The following is a 16710-nucleotide window of genomic DNA, read 5'->3' as shown; positions in this document are numbered from 1 at the left end:
AAAGTAAACAGCTTTCGATGAAAGATACCCCATGAGGTGATATGGTTGAAGAAATATTTTCTACTATTATTAATTCTGTTCCCTGCGGTGGAAATTAGTTTATTTTTAATCTCAAGTAAAATCATTGGCATTTTGCCAACGATGCTGCTCATCGTGCTGACAAGTGCATTAGGTGCTTACTTCGCAAGAAAACAAGGAATAGAAGCCTTCCAAAAAGTGCAGCGAGATTTGCAATATGGCAAGATGCCAGGGGGAGCGATTGTCGATGGTTTTTGTATTCTGATTGGCGGTCTGCTGCTGCTCATTCCAGGCTTCTTATCGGATCTCATTGGGGCTTTGCTGCTCATTCCGGTAACGAGAAAGGGAATCAAGCCGCTCTTTGAACGCTGGCTTAGAAACTTGTCTAATCGCAACCGCTATACAATCATTCGCTAAAGAGACCTTCAGCCTAGGTCTCTTTTATTTTTGCATGCCATACCGAATGTACTCAAAAATATCTCTGAAAACTCCTGCATTACGGAACGCCTGCCACACGACAAGGGAAGCAGGGCCAATCACAAGCCCAAGAAAACCAAACCATTTTAACCCGACAAATAGCGCCACAAGTGTTGCTAAAGGATTAAGTCCGATGGATTTGCTTAAGACTTTTGGCTCTGATATTTGTCTTTGAATGAGGACAACAATATACAAAATGCCTAGACCAATGGCAAGTGAAAGATTTCCTGTCATGGCAGAATAAATGATCCACGGTAGAAATACAGTGCCGCTCCCGATGTAAGGAAGTAAATCGACGAGCCCAATACATAAAGCAATCACAAGGGCATGCTTGACCTTTAAAATAATGAGTCCAATCAATACAATACCAATCGTCATGGCCACAAGCAGAAGCTGAGCTTTCATAAAGCCGGTAATGGCTTTTTTGATTTCAGATAAAATGGCGCGTGTATGCTGCATCCATTTTGCGGGAAAGATACGTGAGCCATATGTTTTTAATGTAAACCAATCTTTCGTGATAAAAAAAGTTGCCAGAGCAGAAAATAACAATGTTGCTGCTGCATCAGGCAAAAGACCTAAAAAAGCCGGAATAAGCTCAAGTGTTTTTGAAAGAAAAGTCCCGATTTTTGCGGCAGCTTCATCACCGAGTGCTTGAATTTGTCCCAAAATGGATTCCTTTTGACCTGCTTGAAGCGTATTAAATTGGGCTGTGACATCATGATATAAAGGCAGAATTTTATCTGTGAAAAATTGCTCTACAATACCAATCAATTGATCAAGATGGCCAGGCAGCACCTTTGCCAAATAAGCACTCCCTGAAATGATTTCAGCCACTAAAAGCGTCATGAAGCCGGCGGCTGCGACTAAAAAGAGCAACAGTACAATGACCACAACAAGTCCTCTTGGCATCCCGGTAATCTCTTCAATTTTGCAGACGGCAGGGTGAATCAAACATGACACAATAAGGGCGATCCAAAAAGGATATAAAAACGGAAAAGACTGATATAAAAAGACAACAGCAAAAACAGCAATGCTGATCATCATCAAACTTCGCAGAAAAATGGCCACATAGGCGTGATTCACACAATCCCCTCCAAAAAACAAGCATGTCCGATACTTCATTTTATTCAAAAAGATTAGTAATATGAAAAGGTCGCAATAAAAAGAAAGAAAGGAGCGGCGTATGTTTACTCAAGCAAATTTATTTTTGGTACTTTTACTCGTTATTGCACTTATTGCAAAAAACAATTCGTTAATTTTAGCGGTCTCTGTACTGATCGCAATTAAGCTGATTGGCCTGGATCAAAAAATTTTCCCGGTTCTCCAATCTAAAGGCATTAATTGGGGAGTGACCGTTATTACCATTGCTGTGCTGGTCCCGATTGCAACAGGTGACATTGGATTTAAGCAGCTTGGAGAAGCGATGAAATCTTCCTATGCTTGGATAGCTCTTGGAGCGGGTATATTAGTAGCATTAATTGCAAAAAACGGGATTGTGCTACTCGAAAATGATCCGCATATTACGGCAGCGCTTGTGTTCGGTACCATTTTGGCAGTCAGCTTATTTAAAGGGGTGGCTGTTGGACCGCTCATCGGGGCAGGAATTGCTTATTTGGCGATGCAGGCTGTGAAATTTTTCAGCGGGTGAAAAGAGAGTGGTTCCTGCCACTTTCTTTTTTAAATTTTTTCTTGCGTGAGCTTTTGCAAAAAAACATAATTAAATATATTAAAAGAAGCAAATTCCCTTTATTCCATGCCTGATATGGGAGACTGGAAAAAAAAATATCAAAAAAAATTATAGTTAAACATTTAACAAATGTCTGATTATTGTTTATAATGGGAATAGGCTTAATTTTGAACTCATTGATCACACAAGAGATATGAGGCTAAAAGCGCTCTAACCGTATAGGTAAATGTAAGCATTTTCTTTTCAGAAACTGCCATCTTATTCGGATTGGATAGCGCTTTCAAAAAGTGAGAATTCTGCAACGAAGGGGAATCTTTTTAAAAAGGGGAGATTGAACATGACAGCAACAAGAGGTCTTGAAGGTATCGTGGCAACAACTTCATCCGTAAGCTCAATTATTGATGATACTCTTACTTATGTAGGGTACAATATCGATGATTTAACTGAAAAAGCTACATTCGAAGAAATTGTCTACCTGTTATGGCACTTAAAGCTGCCGAATGAGCAGGAGCTGAGTGAATTAAAACAGCAGCTCAATGAAAATGCTCAGATTCCGCAAGAAATCATTGAGCATTTTAAATCTTATTCGCTCGATGGGGTTCATCCAATGTCTGCGATTCGTACAGCAGTATCCTTACTAGGTTTACTAGATGACGAATCAGAGATTATGGACAAAGAAGCGAATTACAGAAAAGCAATTCGCTTACAGGCGAAAATTTCTGGACTAGTCGCTGCGTTTTCTCGCATTCGCAAAGGACTTGAGCCTGTACAGCCAAAAGAAGAATACAGCTATGCTGCAAACTTCTTGTATATGCTAAATGGCGAAGAGCCGTCACCAGTAGAAATTGAAGCCATTGATAAGGCGCTTATTCTACATGCGGATCATGAATTAAACGCATCGACATTTACAGCACGTGTATGTGTTGCTACACTATCAGATATCTACTCTGGTGTGACAGCGGCTATCGGTGCGCTGAAAGGACCGCTTCATGGCGGCGCTAATGAAGGCGTGATGAAGATGCTTTCAGAAATTGGCGAAGTTGAAAACGTAGATTCCTATATTCATGGTAAGCTAGAGAAGAAAGAAAAAATTATGGGCTTTGGCCACCGCGTATACCGTCAAGGTGACCCGCGTGCAAAGCATCTAAAAGAAATGAGCCAGCGTTTAACAAACCTCACTGGCGAGCCGAAATGGTATGAAATGTCTGTTCGCGCAGAGGAAATCGTGACATCAGAGAAAAATCTTCCACCAAATGTTGATTTTTATTCTGCATCTGTATATCACAGTCTTGGCATTGATCATGACTTGTTTACACCAATTTTCGTGATCAGCCGATTCTCTGGATGGATTGCTCATATTCTAGAGCAATATGACAACAACCGACTCATCCGTCCAAGAGCTGATTACATTGGACCTGATCTTCAAACCTTTGTTCCGATCAGTGAAAGAGACTAATGTTTATAGAATAAGCGGGGGCTGATTTCAAAAGGCTAATCAGCCTCCATATCAACATCAACAAAAAACGAATCACGTGAAAAACTTTTTTGCTTGCAGACATCAAGCCAAGAAGTTTCAAATATTCACTACATAACCTGGGAGGTAATATCATTGTCACAAGGCGAAAAAATTACAGTTACTGGCGGCGTATTGAATGTACCAAATAATCCAATCATCCCGTTTATCGAAGGGGACGGAATCGGTCCTGACATTTGGAAAGCAGCATCAAGAGTACTTGAAGCAGCTGTAGAAAAAGCATATAAAGGTGAAAAGCAAATCACTTGGAAAGAAGTATATGCAGGTGAGAAAGCTTACAATAAAACTGGAGAGTGGCTTCCTGAGCAAACGCTTGAAGACATTCGTGAATACTTAATTGCCATTAAAGGACCACTAACAACACCAATTGGCGGAGGAATCCGTTCATTAAACGTGGCACTTAGACAAGAGCTTGATTTATTCACATGCTTACGTCCAGTTCGCTGGTTCAAAGGCGTACCTTCTCCTGTGAAACGTCCAGAAGACACAGATATGGTGATCTTCCGTGAGAACACAGAAGATATCTATGCTGGTATTGAGTATGCAAAAGGTTCAGACGAAGTGAAGAAGTTAATTGACTTCTTGAAAAACGAATTAGGTGTGAACAAAATCCGTTTCCCAGAAACGTCAGGTATCGGAATCAAGCCAGTTTCTGAAGAGGGAACATCCCGTCTTGTCAGAGCGGCTATCCAATATGCAATTGACCAAGGCCGTAAATCTGTGACGCTTGTTCACAAAGGAAACATCATGAAATTTACAGAAGGTGCCTTCAAAAACTGGGGCTACGAAGTGGCTGAAAAAGAGTTTGGCGACAAAGTCTTTACATGGGCACAATATGATCGTATTGTAGAACAAGATGGGAAAGATGCGGCAAACAAAGCGCAAAGTGAAGCAGAAGCTGCTGGCAAAATCATTGTCAAAGACAGCATTGCAGATATTTTCCTTCAACAAATCCTAACTCGTCCAGCTGAGTTCGATGTTGTGGCTACAATGAACTTAAATGGAGATTACATCTCTGATGCACTTGCAGCACAAGTTGGTGGAATTGGTATCGCACCAGGTGCGAACATCAACTACGAAACAGGACACGCTATTTTTGAAGCGACTCACGGAACAGCACCAAAATATGCTGGTCTTGATAAAGTGAATCCATCTTCTGTTCTTCTATCAGGCGTGCTTTTACTTGAGCACCTTGGCTGGCAGGAAGCAGCTGATCTAGTGATTCAATCTGTTGAAAAAACAATTGCATCTAAAGTCGTCACTTACGATTTTGCTAGATTAATGGATGGCGCAACAGAAGTGAAATGTTCTGAGTTTGCTGACGAGCTCATCAAAAACTTGTCTTGATTCTTAAACTTTAAAGTTAAAGGGGAAAAAGGAAATGGCAAACAAGCGTAAAAAAGTATCTGTCATCGGAGCAGGTTTTACTGGAGCAACTACAGCATTTTTAACAGCTCAAAAAGAATTAGCGGATGTCGTCTTAGTTGATATCCCGCAGCTTGAGAACCCAACAAAAGGGAAAGCTCTTGATATGCTGGAAGCAAGCCCTGTTCAAGGCTTCGATGCGAACATTACAGGCACTTCTAACTACGAAGATACAGCCGGTTCTGATGTCGTGGTCATTACGGCAGGAATTGCAAGAAAGCCGGGAATGAGCCGTGACGATCTCGTGTCAACAAATGAAAAAATCATGCGCAGCGTGACACGCGAAATCGTTAAATATTCTCCAGAAGCCATTATTGTTGTGTTAACAAACCCTGTTGATGCAATGACATATGCAGTTTATAAAGAATCAGGATTACCAAAAGAAAAAGTCATTGGACAATCGGGTATTCTTGATACAGCACGTTTCCGTACGTTTGTTGCTCAAGAATTAAACCTATCTGTCAAAGATGTGACGGGCTTTGTCCTTGGTGGACATGGTGATGACATGGTTCCGCTTGTTCGTTACTCTTATGCAGGCGGTATCCCGCTTGAAACATTGATTCCAAAAGATCGAATTGATGCGATTGTTGAAAGAACAAGAAAAGGCGGCGGCGAAATCGTGAACCTATTAGGTAACGGTAGTGCCTATTATGCACCTGCTGCTTCACTTGTAGAAATGGTTGAGGCGATTCTAAAAGATCAGCGCCGCGTAATCCCAACGATTGCTTACCTTGAAGGTGAATATGGCTACGAAGGCATTTACCTTGGTGTACCAACAATCGTAGGTGGAAACGGCCTTGAGCAGATCATTGAGCTTGAGCTGACAGAAGAAGAAAGAAGTCAGCTTGACCGTTCTGTTGAATCTGTTAAGAACGTCATGAAAGTATTGTCTTAATATGAAAAAGGAAGGCTTCTCTTATGAGGGGCCTTCTTTTTGTTTACAAAACAAATCTTGTCGAAATTTTAAATTGTCCTCTTGTTAAGCTTTCGTTAAAATGAAAGAGAAAGCGTGACTTCTCGCTTTTCACATAAGATACAAAAAAACGGATGCAGGGGAAATCACTAATTGGAGGCACAACATGAATAAAAAAATATTAGTTGTGGATGATGAAGAATCGATTGTAACACTTCTAAGCTATAACCTTGAAAGGGCGGGCTATGATGTCGTCACAGCAAGAGATGGGGAAGAAGCGCTTGAAAAAGCAGCAAGTGAACAGCCTGATCTCATTGTATTAGATTTAATGCTTCCGAAAATGGACGGCATTGAAGTGTGCAAACAACTGAGAATTCAAAAAATGATGTTCCCTATTTTAATGCTGACAGCAAAGGACGATGAATTTGATAAGGTGCTCGGCCTTGAACTTGGAGCCGATGATTACATGACAAAGCCATTCAGTCCTAGAGAAGTGGGTGCTCGGGTAAAAGCCATCTTAAGAAGAGCGCAGCAATCTCAGCCTGCCCCCACGCAAGAGGACAAGGAAGAGGTCATTGCAGACCAAATCAAAATTGGTGAACTGCGCATTTTACCAGAACACTACGAAGTCTACTTCCAAGAAGAACGTCTAGAGCTTACGCCGAAGGAATTTGAACTGCTGCTTTATTTGGCCAAGCATAAAGGACGTGTCCTCACACGTGATCTGCTGCTAAGTGCCGTTTGGAATTATGACTTTGCAGGAGACACTCGTATTGTGGATGTACACATCAGCCACTTGCGGGACAAAATTGAAAAGAATACGAAAAAACCAACATACATTAAAACCATTCGCGGCTTAGGCTACAAATTGGAGGAGCCAAAGCCAAATGAGTAAAATAAGAACCCGCCTGTTTTCGGGACTTATTTTTCTCCTTTTTATTGTGTTTGTTGCACTTGGCCTTTTCTTGGATCACATGTTCCATGTTTTTTATGAAACAAAATTAACGGAACGAATGGAAAATGAATCGAGCTTTCTTCTTTCTTCCATGGATGGTGATGATCTGCAGGCGAAGCAAAACAAGGAGATCCTCAATCAGGCAAAGCAGCATCTCGACATGAATGCGTCAATTGTGGATCTGAAGGGGAATATCATACATACAACGGGTCAAGCGGAGCAAAGGGGCATCATTCAAAACACACTGAACAATGAACGGCTTCAAACAAAAGGCGTCGTCATTGAGGATGAAAAGGATGCGCTGTTTCATTACGCAGTCCCTATCGTGAAACAAAACGAACCGGCAGGCTATTTATTTCTCCATGCGTCATTCCAGCCTTTAAATGAAATTGACGGCCAGCTTTGGCTCGCATTAGCCGTTTGTCTTGGCTCGGCGATTATTATCATCGTTTTCTTTGGATACCGCATGTCGATGAAATATGTAAAACCGATAGATTATGCCACAAAGGTAGCCAAACAGCTGGAACGCGGGAACTATGATACCAATCATTATGAAGAGCTCATCATTGAAACTAGTGAGCTTAATACATCAATGAAGCGTCTGGCAGAAAGCCTTCAAGAAATGACAAGCACTGGGGAAATGCAGCGGGACCGTCTGCAAACAGTCATTGAAAACATCGGTGCAGGAATTATTTTGATTGATAAGATGGGGTATATCAACCTAGTCAATCGAACCTTCCGCAAGCAGTTTAAGGTGCAAAAGCACATTTACATGCACAAGCTGTATCATGAAGCATTTACACATGACGAAATTATTGAGCTGATTGACGAAATTTTTATGACAGAAACGAAGGTGCGGAAGTTTTTGCGCCTAGCCGTTGACATTGAACGGCGCTACTTCCAAGTGGATGGTGTCCCAATTTTAAGTACAGACGATGAATGGAAAGGAATTGTCCTTGTGTTTCATGACGTGACAGAAACAAAGCAGCTCGAGCAAATGCGAAAAGATTTTGTCGCCAATGTTTCTCATGAATTAAAGACACCGATTACGTCGATTAAAGGATTCTCCGAAACCCTTCTTGATGGAGCAATTGATGACAAAGAAGCGCTGACACAATTCCTTTCCATCATTTTAAAAGAGAGTGTCCGACTCGAAACTCTCATTCAAGATTTACTCGATCTTTCCAAAATCGAGCAGCAGCATTTCAAACTAAATATTCAAGACGCCAATGCGTCAGAAATCATTCAAGAGATTGAAGTTCTTTTAAAACAAAAGGCTGCGGAAAAAGGTATTCAATTACAAGTGCGTATTCCGAAAGAGCCTGTCTATGTGATGGCAGATCCGTTGAGATTAAAGCAAATCTTCCTCAATCTCGTGAACAATGCCCTTACATATACACCAGAGGGAGGGAGTGTCACCATTTCGGCAAGACCGCGGAAAGGCGCCTATGAATTTGACGTATCAGATACAGGAATCGGCATGAAGAAAAGAGAGATTCCAAGAATATTTGAGAGGTTTTATCGAATTGATAAAGATAGAAGTAGAAATTCAGGCGGAACAGGACTTGGTCTTGCGATTGTCAAACACCTTGTGGAGGCGCATGAAGGGACGATTTCAGTCCATAGCAAACAAGGGAAAGGAACGACTTTTACAGTGAGCCTGAAATCAAAATAGGGAAAAAGGAAAGTCACGTTAAAATTTACATGATCTTTACAATGGATTCATGTTAAGTTAAACAATCATTGGTAGGATGAATAGGAACCCCTTCATCCAAGGAGCCAATTTTGTAAGGACGAAAACACTTGTTGTTTTCGTCCCTTTTTTTATGCAGGTTCGACTATTTTCTTTTCAAAATAAACTTTGATAAAATGATGATACAATGTGTGAAAGAGACGGCTGAAATGGCTCAGCCGATGGAGGATTAAAACATGACAGACAAAAAGAAATTAGTACTAGTGGATGGAAACAGTCTCGCTTATCGAGCCTTTTTTGCTTTGCCGCTACTATCAAATGATAAAGGCGTCCATACAAATGCCATTTATGGCTTTGCAATGATCTTAATGAAGATGCTCGAGGACGAGAAGCCAACCCATATGCTCGTCGCATTTGATGCGGGGAAAACAACGTTCCGCCACGAGACATTTAAAGAATATAAAGGTGGAAGACAAAAAACGCCGCCAGAGCTATCAGAACAAATGCCGTTTATCCGTGAACTATTAGATGCCTATCAGGTGAAAAGGTACGAGCTTCCTCAATACGAGGCTGACGATATTATCGGGACATTGGCTGTGGAGGCAGAAAAAGACGGCTTTGAAGTGAAAATTTTCTCAGGAGATAAGGACTTAACGCAGCTCTCAACAGACCATACGACGGTGGCAATTACGAAAAAAGGCATTACAGAAGTAGAATATTACACACCGGCTCATATTGAAGAAAAGTATGGCCTGCGCCCAGATCAAATCATTGATATGAAAGGCTTGATGGGAGATTCCTCAGATAATATCCCAGGGGTGCCGGGTGTAGGGGAAAAAACAGCGATAAAATTGTTAAAGCAGTTTGAAACGGTAGAAAACCTGCTTGAACATATTGACGAAGTCAGCGGTAAAAAACTCAAAGAAAAGCTTGAAGAATATAAAGAGCAAGCGGTGATGAGTAAACAACTCGCAACGATTCTTGTAGAAGCGCCAATTGATGTATCAAGCAAGGATCTCGCATATGAAGGTCCTCATATGGATCAAGTGATCTCTCTTTATAAAGAACTAGGCTTTCAAACGCTGCTAGAGCGACTAGGAGAAGCACCAGAAACAGGTGAACAGGTCGAAGTTGAAGCATTAGAAGTGAAAAAAATGACCGATGTAACGGATGAAATGCTGACAGATCACGCCGCCCTTGTGGTAGAACAGCTTGGAGATAATTATCATGAAGCGGATTTGATCGGTTTTGCGATCCATAATGAAAACGGTGCATTTTTTATCACGAAAGAAGATGCACTTCAATCAGATGCATTTAAACAATGGGTACAGGATGAAACGAAGAAGAAATGGGTTTTCGATTCAAAAAGAGCAGTTGTCGCCCTCAGATGGCACGATGTCGATCTAAAAGGTGTCGATAACGATGTCCTGCTCGCTTCCTATGTCGTCAATCCTCAGAAATCCTATGAGGACGTCGCAAGTGTGGCGAAGGAATACGGTCTGAACATCGCATTTTCTGATGAAAAAGTGTACGGAAAAGGAGCAAAGCAGGCGATCCCACCTGAAGATGAACTGAAGGAACATCTTGGGCGAAAAGCAGCGGCGATCTCTGCTCTGCATGACTTAACACTTGAAGCACTAGAAAAAAATGATCAACATGAACTGTATGAAGACTTAGAGCTGCCGCTTGCCCTCATCTTAGGTGAAATGGAATCACTTGGCGTAAAGGTAGATATTGAGCGCCTAGAGAAGATGGGTGAAGAGTTAGCGAAAAAGCTGAAAGAATATGAGGAAACGATTCACCGCTTAGCAGGAGAAACGTTTAACATCAATTCTCCTAAACAGCTTGGCGTGATTCTTTTTGAAAAATTAGGTCTGCCGATTATTAAAAAGACAAAAACAGGCTACTCGACATCTGCGGATGTTCTTGAAAAGCTTGAAGATAAGCACGAAATCATTCGGTCTATTCTGCATTACCGCCAAATTGGAAAGCTCCAATCGACCTATGTGGAAGGCTTAATGAAGGTAACGCGCAAGGATACACATAAAGTGCATACACGATTTAATCAAGCGCTCACGCAAACAGGAAGACTAAGCTCAACAGATCCCAACCTGCAAAACATCCCGATTCGTTTAGAGGAAGGACGGAAGATTCGTCAAGCATTCGTTCCATCAAAAGAAGGCTGGCTTATGTTTGCTGCTGACTATTCACAAATTGAGCTGCGTGTACTCGCTCATATTTCTCAGGATGAGAATTTGATCGAAGCGTTTACGCAAGATATGGATATTCACACGAAAACAGCGATGGACGTGTTCCATGTCTCAGAAGAAGAAGTGACTTCCTCTATGAGAAGACAAGCCAAGGCTGTCAACTTCGGAATTGTATATGGAATCAGTGACTATGGATTATCTCAAAATCTTGGGATCACAAGAAAAGAAGCGGCTGCCTTTATCGAACGCTATTTAACAAGCTTTAAAGGCGTGAAAACCTATATGGAAGAGATTGTGCAGGAAGCGAAACAAAAAGGATATGTCACGACACTTCTCAAACGCAGACGGTATATCCCGGATATCACCAGCCGTAATTTTAATATCAAAAGCTTTGCGGAAAGAACAGCCATGAACACACCGATCCAAGGAAGTGCAGCTGATATTATTAAAAAAGCCATGATTGATATGGCGCGTAAGTTAAAAGAAGAAAACTTGCAGGCAAATCTTTTATTACAGGTGCACGATGAATTGATCTTCGAAGCGCCGAAAGAAGAAATTGCCATACTCGAAAAAATTGTCCCTGAAGTCATGGAAAATGCACTTCAGCTAGATGTGCCGCTAAAAGTTGATTTTGCTTCAGGCCCATCTTGGTACGACGCAAAATAATAGAGAGAGAAAAAGGAGCGAGGAGCATGCCGGAATTACCAGAAGTTGAAACCGTCCGGCGCACACTCAAGCGGTTAGTCGAAGGAAAAACGATTGAAACGGTCGATATCAAATGGCCAAATATCATCAAACGTCCTGGGGAGCCGGAAGAGTTCGCAAGAAGGATGGTAGGAGAAACGATACAAACCATTGAAAGAAGAGGAAAGTTCCTGCTCTTTCATTTAGACCACTACGTAATGGTCTCTCATTTAAGGATGGAAGGGAAATACCGTGTACATGAAGCGCATGAACCATACGATAAACATGTACACGTCGTCTTTACATTTACCGATGGTACTGAGCTTCGGTATCATGATGTGCGTAAATTTGGCACAATGCATTTATTTCAGCCGGGTGAAGAGGAAAAGGAACTCCCGCTCTCACAGCTGGGGTATGAGCCTTTTGATGATCAATTCACTCCGGAATATTTATGGGAGCAATTGAAAAAAACATCTCGTGTGGTCAAAACAGCGCTGCTTGATCAAAAGATTGTCGTGGGACTAGGTAATATTTATGTAGACGAGGTTTTGTTTAAAGCAGGCATTCATCCAGAAACAAAAGCGAATCAGCTCAGCCTTGAATCGTGTAAAGTACTTCACAGGCATATTATCGATACACTTCAAGTAGCGGTAGATGCAGGAGGAAGCACGATTCGCTCATATATCAATTCACAAGGTGATATTGGAACATTTCAATTGCAGCTTCTTGTGTATGACCGGCGGGGAGAGCCTTGTCAAACATGCGGAAGCATCATTGAGAAAACAGTAGTCGGAGGGCGCGGCACACATTTTTGTGTAACCTGCCAAAAACGTCCTCAATAAAAATCAGCCATCAGCATGCTTCCTTTTTGCTGTGCATACGATAAAAAACATTCATTTTTCAGCAAGGTGTAGACTGACACACAGCCCACCTGCTCTTCATATAGTGAAGAAGAGTCTAAGGACGCCTAGAGACTCTTGATCATCGTTGCATGAACAGAAAGGAAGAGTTCAGGTATGATTTCGATTTCGCTCCTGTTTTTAGCTATTGCAGTCAGCATTGACAGCTTTTCTGTGGGCTTTACGTATGGACTTCGTAAAATGAAGATTCCATTTAAAGCGATTGTCATTATTGCATGCTGTTCAGGGATTGTGCTGCTCATTTCTATGCTGATTGGCAGCCTGCTGACGACATTCCTCCCTGTCTCAGTGACAGATAAACTTGGTGGAGGCATTTTGATCGCCATTGGACTTTGGGTCCTTTATCAATTTTACAAACCAGCGAAAGAGCGTGATTTGCTACTTCATGAAAAGACATTGCTTAATGTGGAAGTGCAGTCACTTGGTCTTGTCATTCAAATTTTGCGCAAGCCGACAAGTGCAGATATTGACCGTTCTGGGACGATCAATGGAATAGAAGCAGTGCTTCTTGGGATTGCTTTATCCATTGATGCATTTGGCGCAGGGATTGGCGCTGCGATTCTAGGCTTTTCACCAATTGTCATGAGTATCACTGTGGCCGTGATGAGCTCACTCTTTGTGTGTATCGGGCTTCGTTCCGGACATTACTTGGCAAATTGGCGCTGGATCGATAAACTTGCATGCTTACCAGGGCTTCTGCTCATTTTAATTGGGGTGTGGAAGCTGTAAAGGAGGAAATCAATTGACGCTTGTCATTGGATTAACAGGCGGGATTGCTAGTGGAAAAAGCACCGTCTCGCAAATGATAAAAGAGCAGGGCATCCGGGTCGTGGACGCAGATGTCATTGCAAAAGAAGCGGTTGCCAAAGGTACACCAGCTCTTCAACAAATCGTTCAAACCTTTGGCGAGGATGTTCTCCTGCCAAATGGGGAGCTGAACCGGCAGCAGCTTGGAGCCATCATTTTTTCTGATGAAGAGAAAAGAAAGCAGCTGAATGCGATTGTTCATCCTGAAGTGAGAAAGGAAATGCTCAAACAGAGAGATGAAGGAGTTAGTCAGCAAGAAACCTTCGTTGTCCTCGATATCCCGCTTTTATTTGAAAGTCAGCTGGAAAGCCTTGTCGACCGCATCATTGTGGTGTATACAACGCCTGAATTGCAGCTGTCGCGGCTCATGAATCGAAATGACCTCAGCGAGGAAGAAGCGCTGAATCGTATTCACTCTCAGCAGTCTCTTGAGGAGAAATGTAAAAAAGCAGACCGTGTGATAGAGAACACACAAGATCTCGCGTTTATCAGAAAGCAATTGCAGAACATATTAAATGAATGGGAACATACAGATAAGTAAGAGTACATACACGTACTCTTCTTTTTTTATGCTTTATTCTGATTTCCTTTGAAAAGAACAGCCCTTTTTAGAAAATATACGTTTATATACTGGCAATTACATTCTAATGTGATATACTAATTTCATAAATAAATTTATTGAGTATAACACATAATAGAGGAGTGACCTGTTCATGAAGGTAAAAGCAGCGATCAATGGGTTTGGCAGAATTGGACGCATGGTCTTCAGAAAAGCAATGCTTGATGATCAAATTCAAATTGTAGCGGTGAACGCAAGCTATCCTGCCGAAACGCTAGCACATTTAATTAAATATGACACAAATCATGGACGTTACGAATGTGATGTGACAGCAGAAGATGACGCCTTGATTGTAAATGGCAAAAGAGTGCTTTTGCTTAATAATAGAGACCCAAAGCAGCTTCCATGGGGAGAGCTTGGGATTGATATCGTCATTGAAGCAACAGGTAAATTTAATTCAAAAGATCAAGCGATGGGCCATATAGATGCCGGAGCGAAAAAAGTCGTTCTAACAGCTCCAGGTAAAAATGAAGACATTACGATTGTGATGGGTGTCAATGAGGATGATCTTGATCCTGAAAAGCACGTCATTATTTCAAACGCATCTTGTACAACAAACTGTTTAGCACCAGTTGTGAAACTGTTAGATGATGAATTTGGCATCGACAACGGGTTAATGACAACGGTTCATGCTTATACAAATGATCAAAAAAATATCGATAACCCGCATAAGGATCTGCGCCGGGCAAGAGCATGTGCTCAGTCCATTATTCCAACTACGACAGGTGCCGCTAAAGCGCTTTCTTTAGTGCTTCCGCACATGAAAGGGAAATTGCATGGGCTTGCACTCCGCGTGCCAGTTTCCAATGTGTCGATGGTTGACCTTGTTGTAGACTTAAAAAAAGATGTCACAGCAGAAGAAGTCAATGCAGCCTTCTCAAATGCATCTAAAACATCTCTTGCTGGTATTTTAGATTACACAGATGAGCCGCTTGTCTCTACGGATTTTAACACGAACCCTTACTCAGCAGTCGTTGATGGATTGACAACGATGGTAATGGAAGGGAGAAAAGTAAAAGTTCTTGCATGGTATGACAATGAATGGGGTTATTCATGCCGAGTGGTTGACCTTGTGAAATTTGTCGGCGCACAGATGAAAGAGCTTTCTGCTGTTTGAAATGAAGAAGACGATCGTCCCTTTTCAAGAAATGAGAGAAAATCCCACTAAAAACACAGCTTGCAAAATGGGTCTAAACAAAGTATACTATTTTTCGTGAACTTCTTGTTCGCAGACTCATTCGGGTATACTTAAAGGGTTAGGACCTCTTAGGACTAACTTTCCCCCGTGGTATATGTCCGGTCCGGCTGCTTAGAACTTCACTCTTTCATTCTTGTTTAAAGGGGGGTCCATGATGGAAACAATCGGACGTCACGTTATCTCCGAGCTATGGGGATGCGACTGTGATAAACTGAACGACATGGATTTTATTGAAAAAACGTTTGTAAATGCAGCTTTGAAATCAGGAGCTGAGGTAAGAGAGGTTGCTTTTCACAAATTTGCACCTCAAGGAGTAAGTGGAGTTGTCATTATTTCTGAATCTCATCTGACAATTCACAGCTTTCCTGAACATGGTTATGCGAGCATAGATGTTTATACTTGCGGCGACCTAGATCCGAATATTGCAGCAGATCATATCGGAGATGAATTAGGTGCTGAAACAAGAGAAAACATCGAAATTCCTCGAGGCATGGGACCTGTACAAGTAAAACAGGCACAAGCCAAAGCACTGTAAACATAAAAAAGATTGCAATGGGAGCTGGCCAAAAGCATTAAATGCCTTTGTGTTATGCTCCTTTTTATATTTATTTAATAAAAAATCCAACATTCCCCAGCTTGTCTATACTTTTGTTCTAGGAAAACAAAGGTTTTTTTTATAAAATAAAGAAAGAGGCATTATGGCAAAGGGGATACGTGTATGATTTTAAGACAAAAGTTTAAACGGTTCATGTCAAACCATACAGAAACATCTGACGAGCATCCAGTGTCAGAACTGAAAAGCCATTACTACAAATCGACGAATGCACAAGTTTTTCAAGCGGTGGAAGCCATTCTTTCCCGAAACGATTCCTATCAAGTGACATCTGTTTCAGCAGAACGAGGTGAAATCAGCGCAAACATACGATTGCCGAAAAAAGCCTTTCTCGTAGCGACTGTCATTTCAATTCGTCCTTTTGAAACAGCTGTCGATTTTAATGTAACAACAGAAACGGCCCTGCCAACAGATTTCGGCTATAGTCAGAAGACCGTTCTGTCCCTTTATGATGAACTAGACAAACAACTTCCAAGAATAGATCGGAGCTGATGATATGAAATGTCCCACATGTCAGCACCTTGGCACAAGGGTGCTTGATTCAAGACCAGTAGATGAGGGGAAATCCATCCGTCGTAGAAGAGAGTGTGAAAGCTGCCAATATCGCTTTACGACGTTTGAGAAATTAGAAGAATTACCGCTGATTGTGGTGAAAAAAGAAGGGATTCGAGAAGAATTCAGCCGCGAAAAAATGCTGAGAGGACTTATCAAAGCGTGTGAAAAGCGTCCTGTCGCTTTAAAGCAGCTGGAGGATGTCTGCTTTAATATCGAAAAAGAACTGCGCAATCAAGGCATGTCAGAAGTGAAAAGCGAGCTTGTAGGTGAAATGGTGATGGACGAGCTGGCGAAAATTGATGAAGTGTCTTACGTTAGGTTTGCCTCGGTTTACCGGCAGTTTAAAGACATCAATGTCTTTATTGATGAATTAAAAGATCTATTAAAGAAAGAACGCTAAAA

The 16710-nt window shown here is 41.6% G+C and carries 16 protein-coding genes; 15 read left to right on the top strand and 1 reads right to left on the bottom strand.

Annotated elements, in window-relative coordinates; all coding sequences use genetic code 11:
* Window positions 1–45: 45 nt before the first annotated feature.
* The gene (locus tag MHI46_RS13590; RefSeq protein WP_039180564.1) at window positions 46–435 is read left to right on the top strand and encodes an FxsA family protein; all 390 of its coding nucleotides are present in this window, start codon (window positions 46–48) and stop codon (window positions 433–435) included.
* 24 nt (window positions 436–459) lie between these two features.
* Here the strand turns inward: MHI46_RS13590 and ytvI are convergent, their stop codons facing one another.
* Entirely contained in the window at window positions 460–1578 is a 1119-nt protein-coding gene (gene ytvI / locus MHI46_RS13585; RefSeq protein ID WP_251180591.1) for a sporulation integral membrane protein YtvI, read from the bottom strand.
* A gap of 100 nt (window positions 1579–1678) precedes the next feature.
* Between ytvI and MHI46_RS13580 the strand changes: the two genes are divergently transcribed.
* The 14 genes from MHI46_RS13580 (at window position 1679) to nrdR (ending at window position 16708) form a co-directional block, all read left to right on the top strand.
* A complete protein-coding gene (locus tag MHI46_RS13580; protein WP_007501699.1) occupies window positions 1679–2143 on the top strand; it encodes a DUF441 domain-containing protein in 465 nt (154 codons plus the stop codon).
* Between the two features lie 376 nt (window positions 2144–2519).
* Window positions 2520–3638, top strand: coding sequence for a citrate synthase (gene citZ / locus MHI46_RS13575; RefSeq protein ID WP_024424790.1), 1119 nt, complete (start codon window positions 2520–2522; stop codon window positions 3636–3638).
* Between the two features lie 153 nt (window positions 3639–3791).
* Window positions 3792–5063 (top strand): NADP-dependent isocitrate dehydrogenase, encoded by a 1272-nt coding sequence (gene icd, locus MHI46_RS13570; protein ID WP_024424789.1) that lies wholly within the window; start codon window positions 3792–3794, stop codon window positions 5061–5063.
* Between the two features lie 34 nt (window positions 5064–5097).
* A complete protein-coding gene (mdh, locus tag MHI46_RS13565; RefSeq protein WP_008356047.1) occupies window positions 5098–6036 on the top strand; it encodes a malate dehydrogenase in 939 nt (312 codons plus the stop codon).
* 184 nt (window positions 6037–6220) lie between these two features.
* Window positions 6221–6949, top strand: coding sequence for a response regulator transcription factor (locus MHI46_RS13560; protein WP_039180559.1), 729 nt, complete (start codon window positions 6221–6223; stop codon window positions 6947–6949).
* Window positions 6942–8684, top strand: coding sequence for an ATP-binding protein (locus MHI46_RS13555; protein WP_251180590.1), 1743 nt, complete (start codon window positions 6942–6944; stop codon window positions 8682–8684). Before MHI46_RS13560 ends, MHI46_RS13555 begins: the two co-directional genes overlap by 8 nt.
* 254 nt (window positions 8685–8938) lie before the next feature.
* Window positions 8939–11578: a DNA polymerase I gene (gene polA, locus MHI46_RS13550; protein WP_041086577.1), complete on the top strand. Its 2640-nt coding sequence runs from the start codon at window positions 8939–8941 to the stop codon at window positions 11576–11578.
* Between the two features lie 26 nt (window positions 11579–11604).
* Window positions 11605–12438 carry a DNA-formamidopyrimidine glycosylase gene (gene mutM, locus MHI46_RS13545; RefSeq protein WP_024426140.1) on the top strand — a complete coding sequence of 278 codons (834 nt, stop codon included), beginning with the start codon at window positions 11605–11607 and terminating at the stop codon, window positions 12436–12438.
* A 174-nt stretch (window positions 12439–12612) separates the two neighbouring features.
* Complete coding sequence (gene ytaF / locus MHI46_RS13540; protein ID WP_034279660.1) at window positions 12613–13245, top strand: sporulation membrane protein YtaF; 633 nt, start codon at window positions 12613–12615, stop codon at window positions 13243–13245.
* 13 nt (window positions 13246–13258) lie between these two features.
* Window positions 13259–13864 (top strand): dephospho-CoA kinase, encoded by a 606-nt coding sequence (gene coaE, locus MHI46_RS13535; RefSeq protein ID WP_047202652.1) that lies wholly within the window; start codon window positions 13259–13261, stop codon window positions 13862–13864.
* Between the two features lie 172 nt (window positions 13865–14036).
* The gene (locus MHI46_RS13530; protein ID WP_024425707.1) at window positions 14037–15059 is read left to right on the top strand and encodes a glyceraldehyde-3-phosphate dehydrogenase; all 1023 of its coding nucleotides are present in this window, start codon (window positions 14037–14039) and stop codon (window positions 15057–15059) included.
* Between the two features lie 235 nt (window positions 15060–15294).
* Window positions 15295–15675, top strand: coding sequence for an adenosylmethionine decarboxylase (speD, locus tag MHI46_RS13525; RefSeq protein WP_003216492.1), 381 nt, complete (start codon window positions 15295–15297; stop codon window positions 15673–15675).
* A gap of 183 nt (window positions 15676–15858) precedes the next feature.
* Entirely contained in the window at window positions 15859–16245 is a 387-nt protein-coding gene (locus MHI46_RS13520) for a hypothetical protein (RefSeq protein WP_064497835.1), read from the top strand.
* 4 nt (window positions 16246–16249) lie between these two features.
* A complete protein-coding gene (gene nrdR / locus MHI46_RS13515; RefSeq protein WP_003216720.1) occupies window positions 16250–16708 on the top strand; it encodes a transcriptional regulator NrdR in 459 nt (152 codons plus the stop codon).
* The last annotated feature ends 2 nt before the right edge of the window (window positions 16709–16710 follow it).

Source organism: Bacillus sp. FSL K6-1000, from assembly GCF_038630785.1.
GTDB lineage: Bacteria > Bacillota > Bacilli > Bacillales > Bacillaceae > Bacillus > Bacillus safensis.
This window is presented reverse-complemented; position numbering and strand designations above follow the sequence as displayed.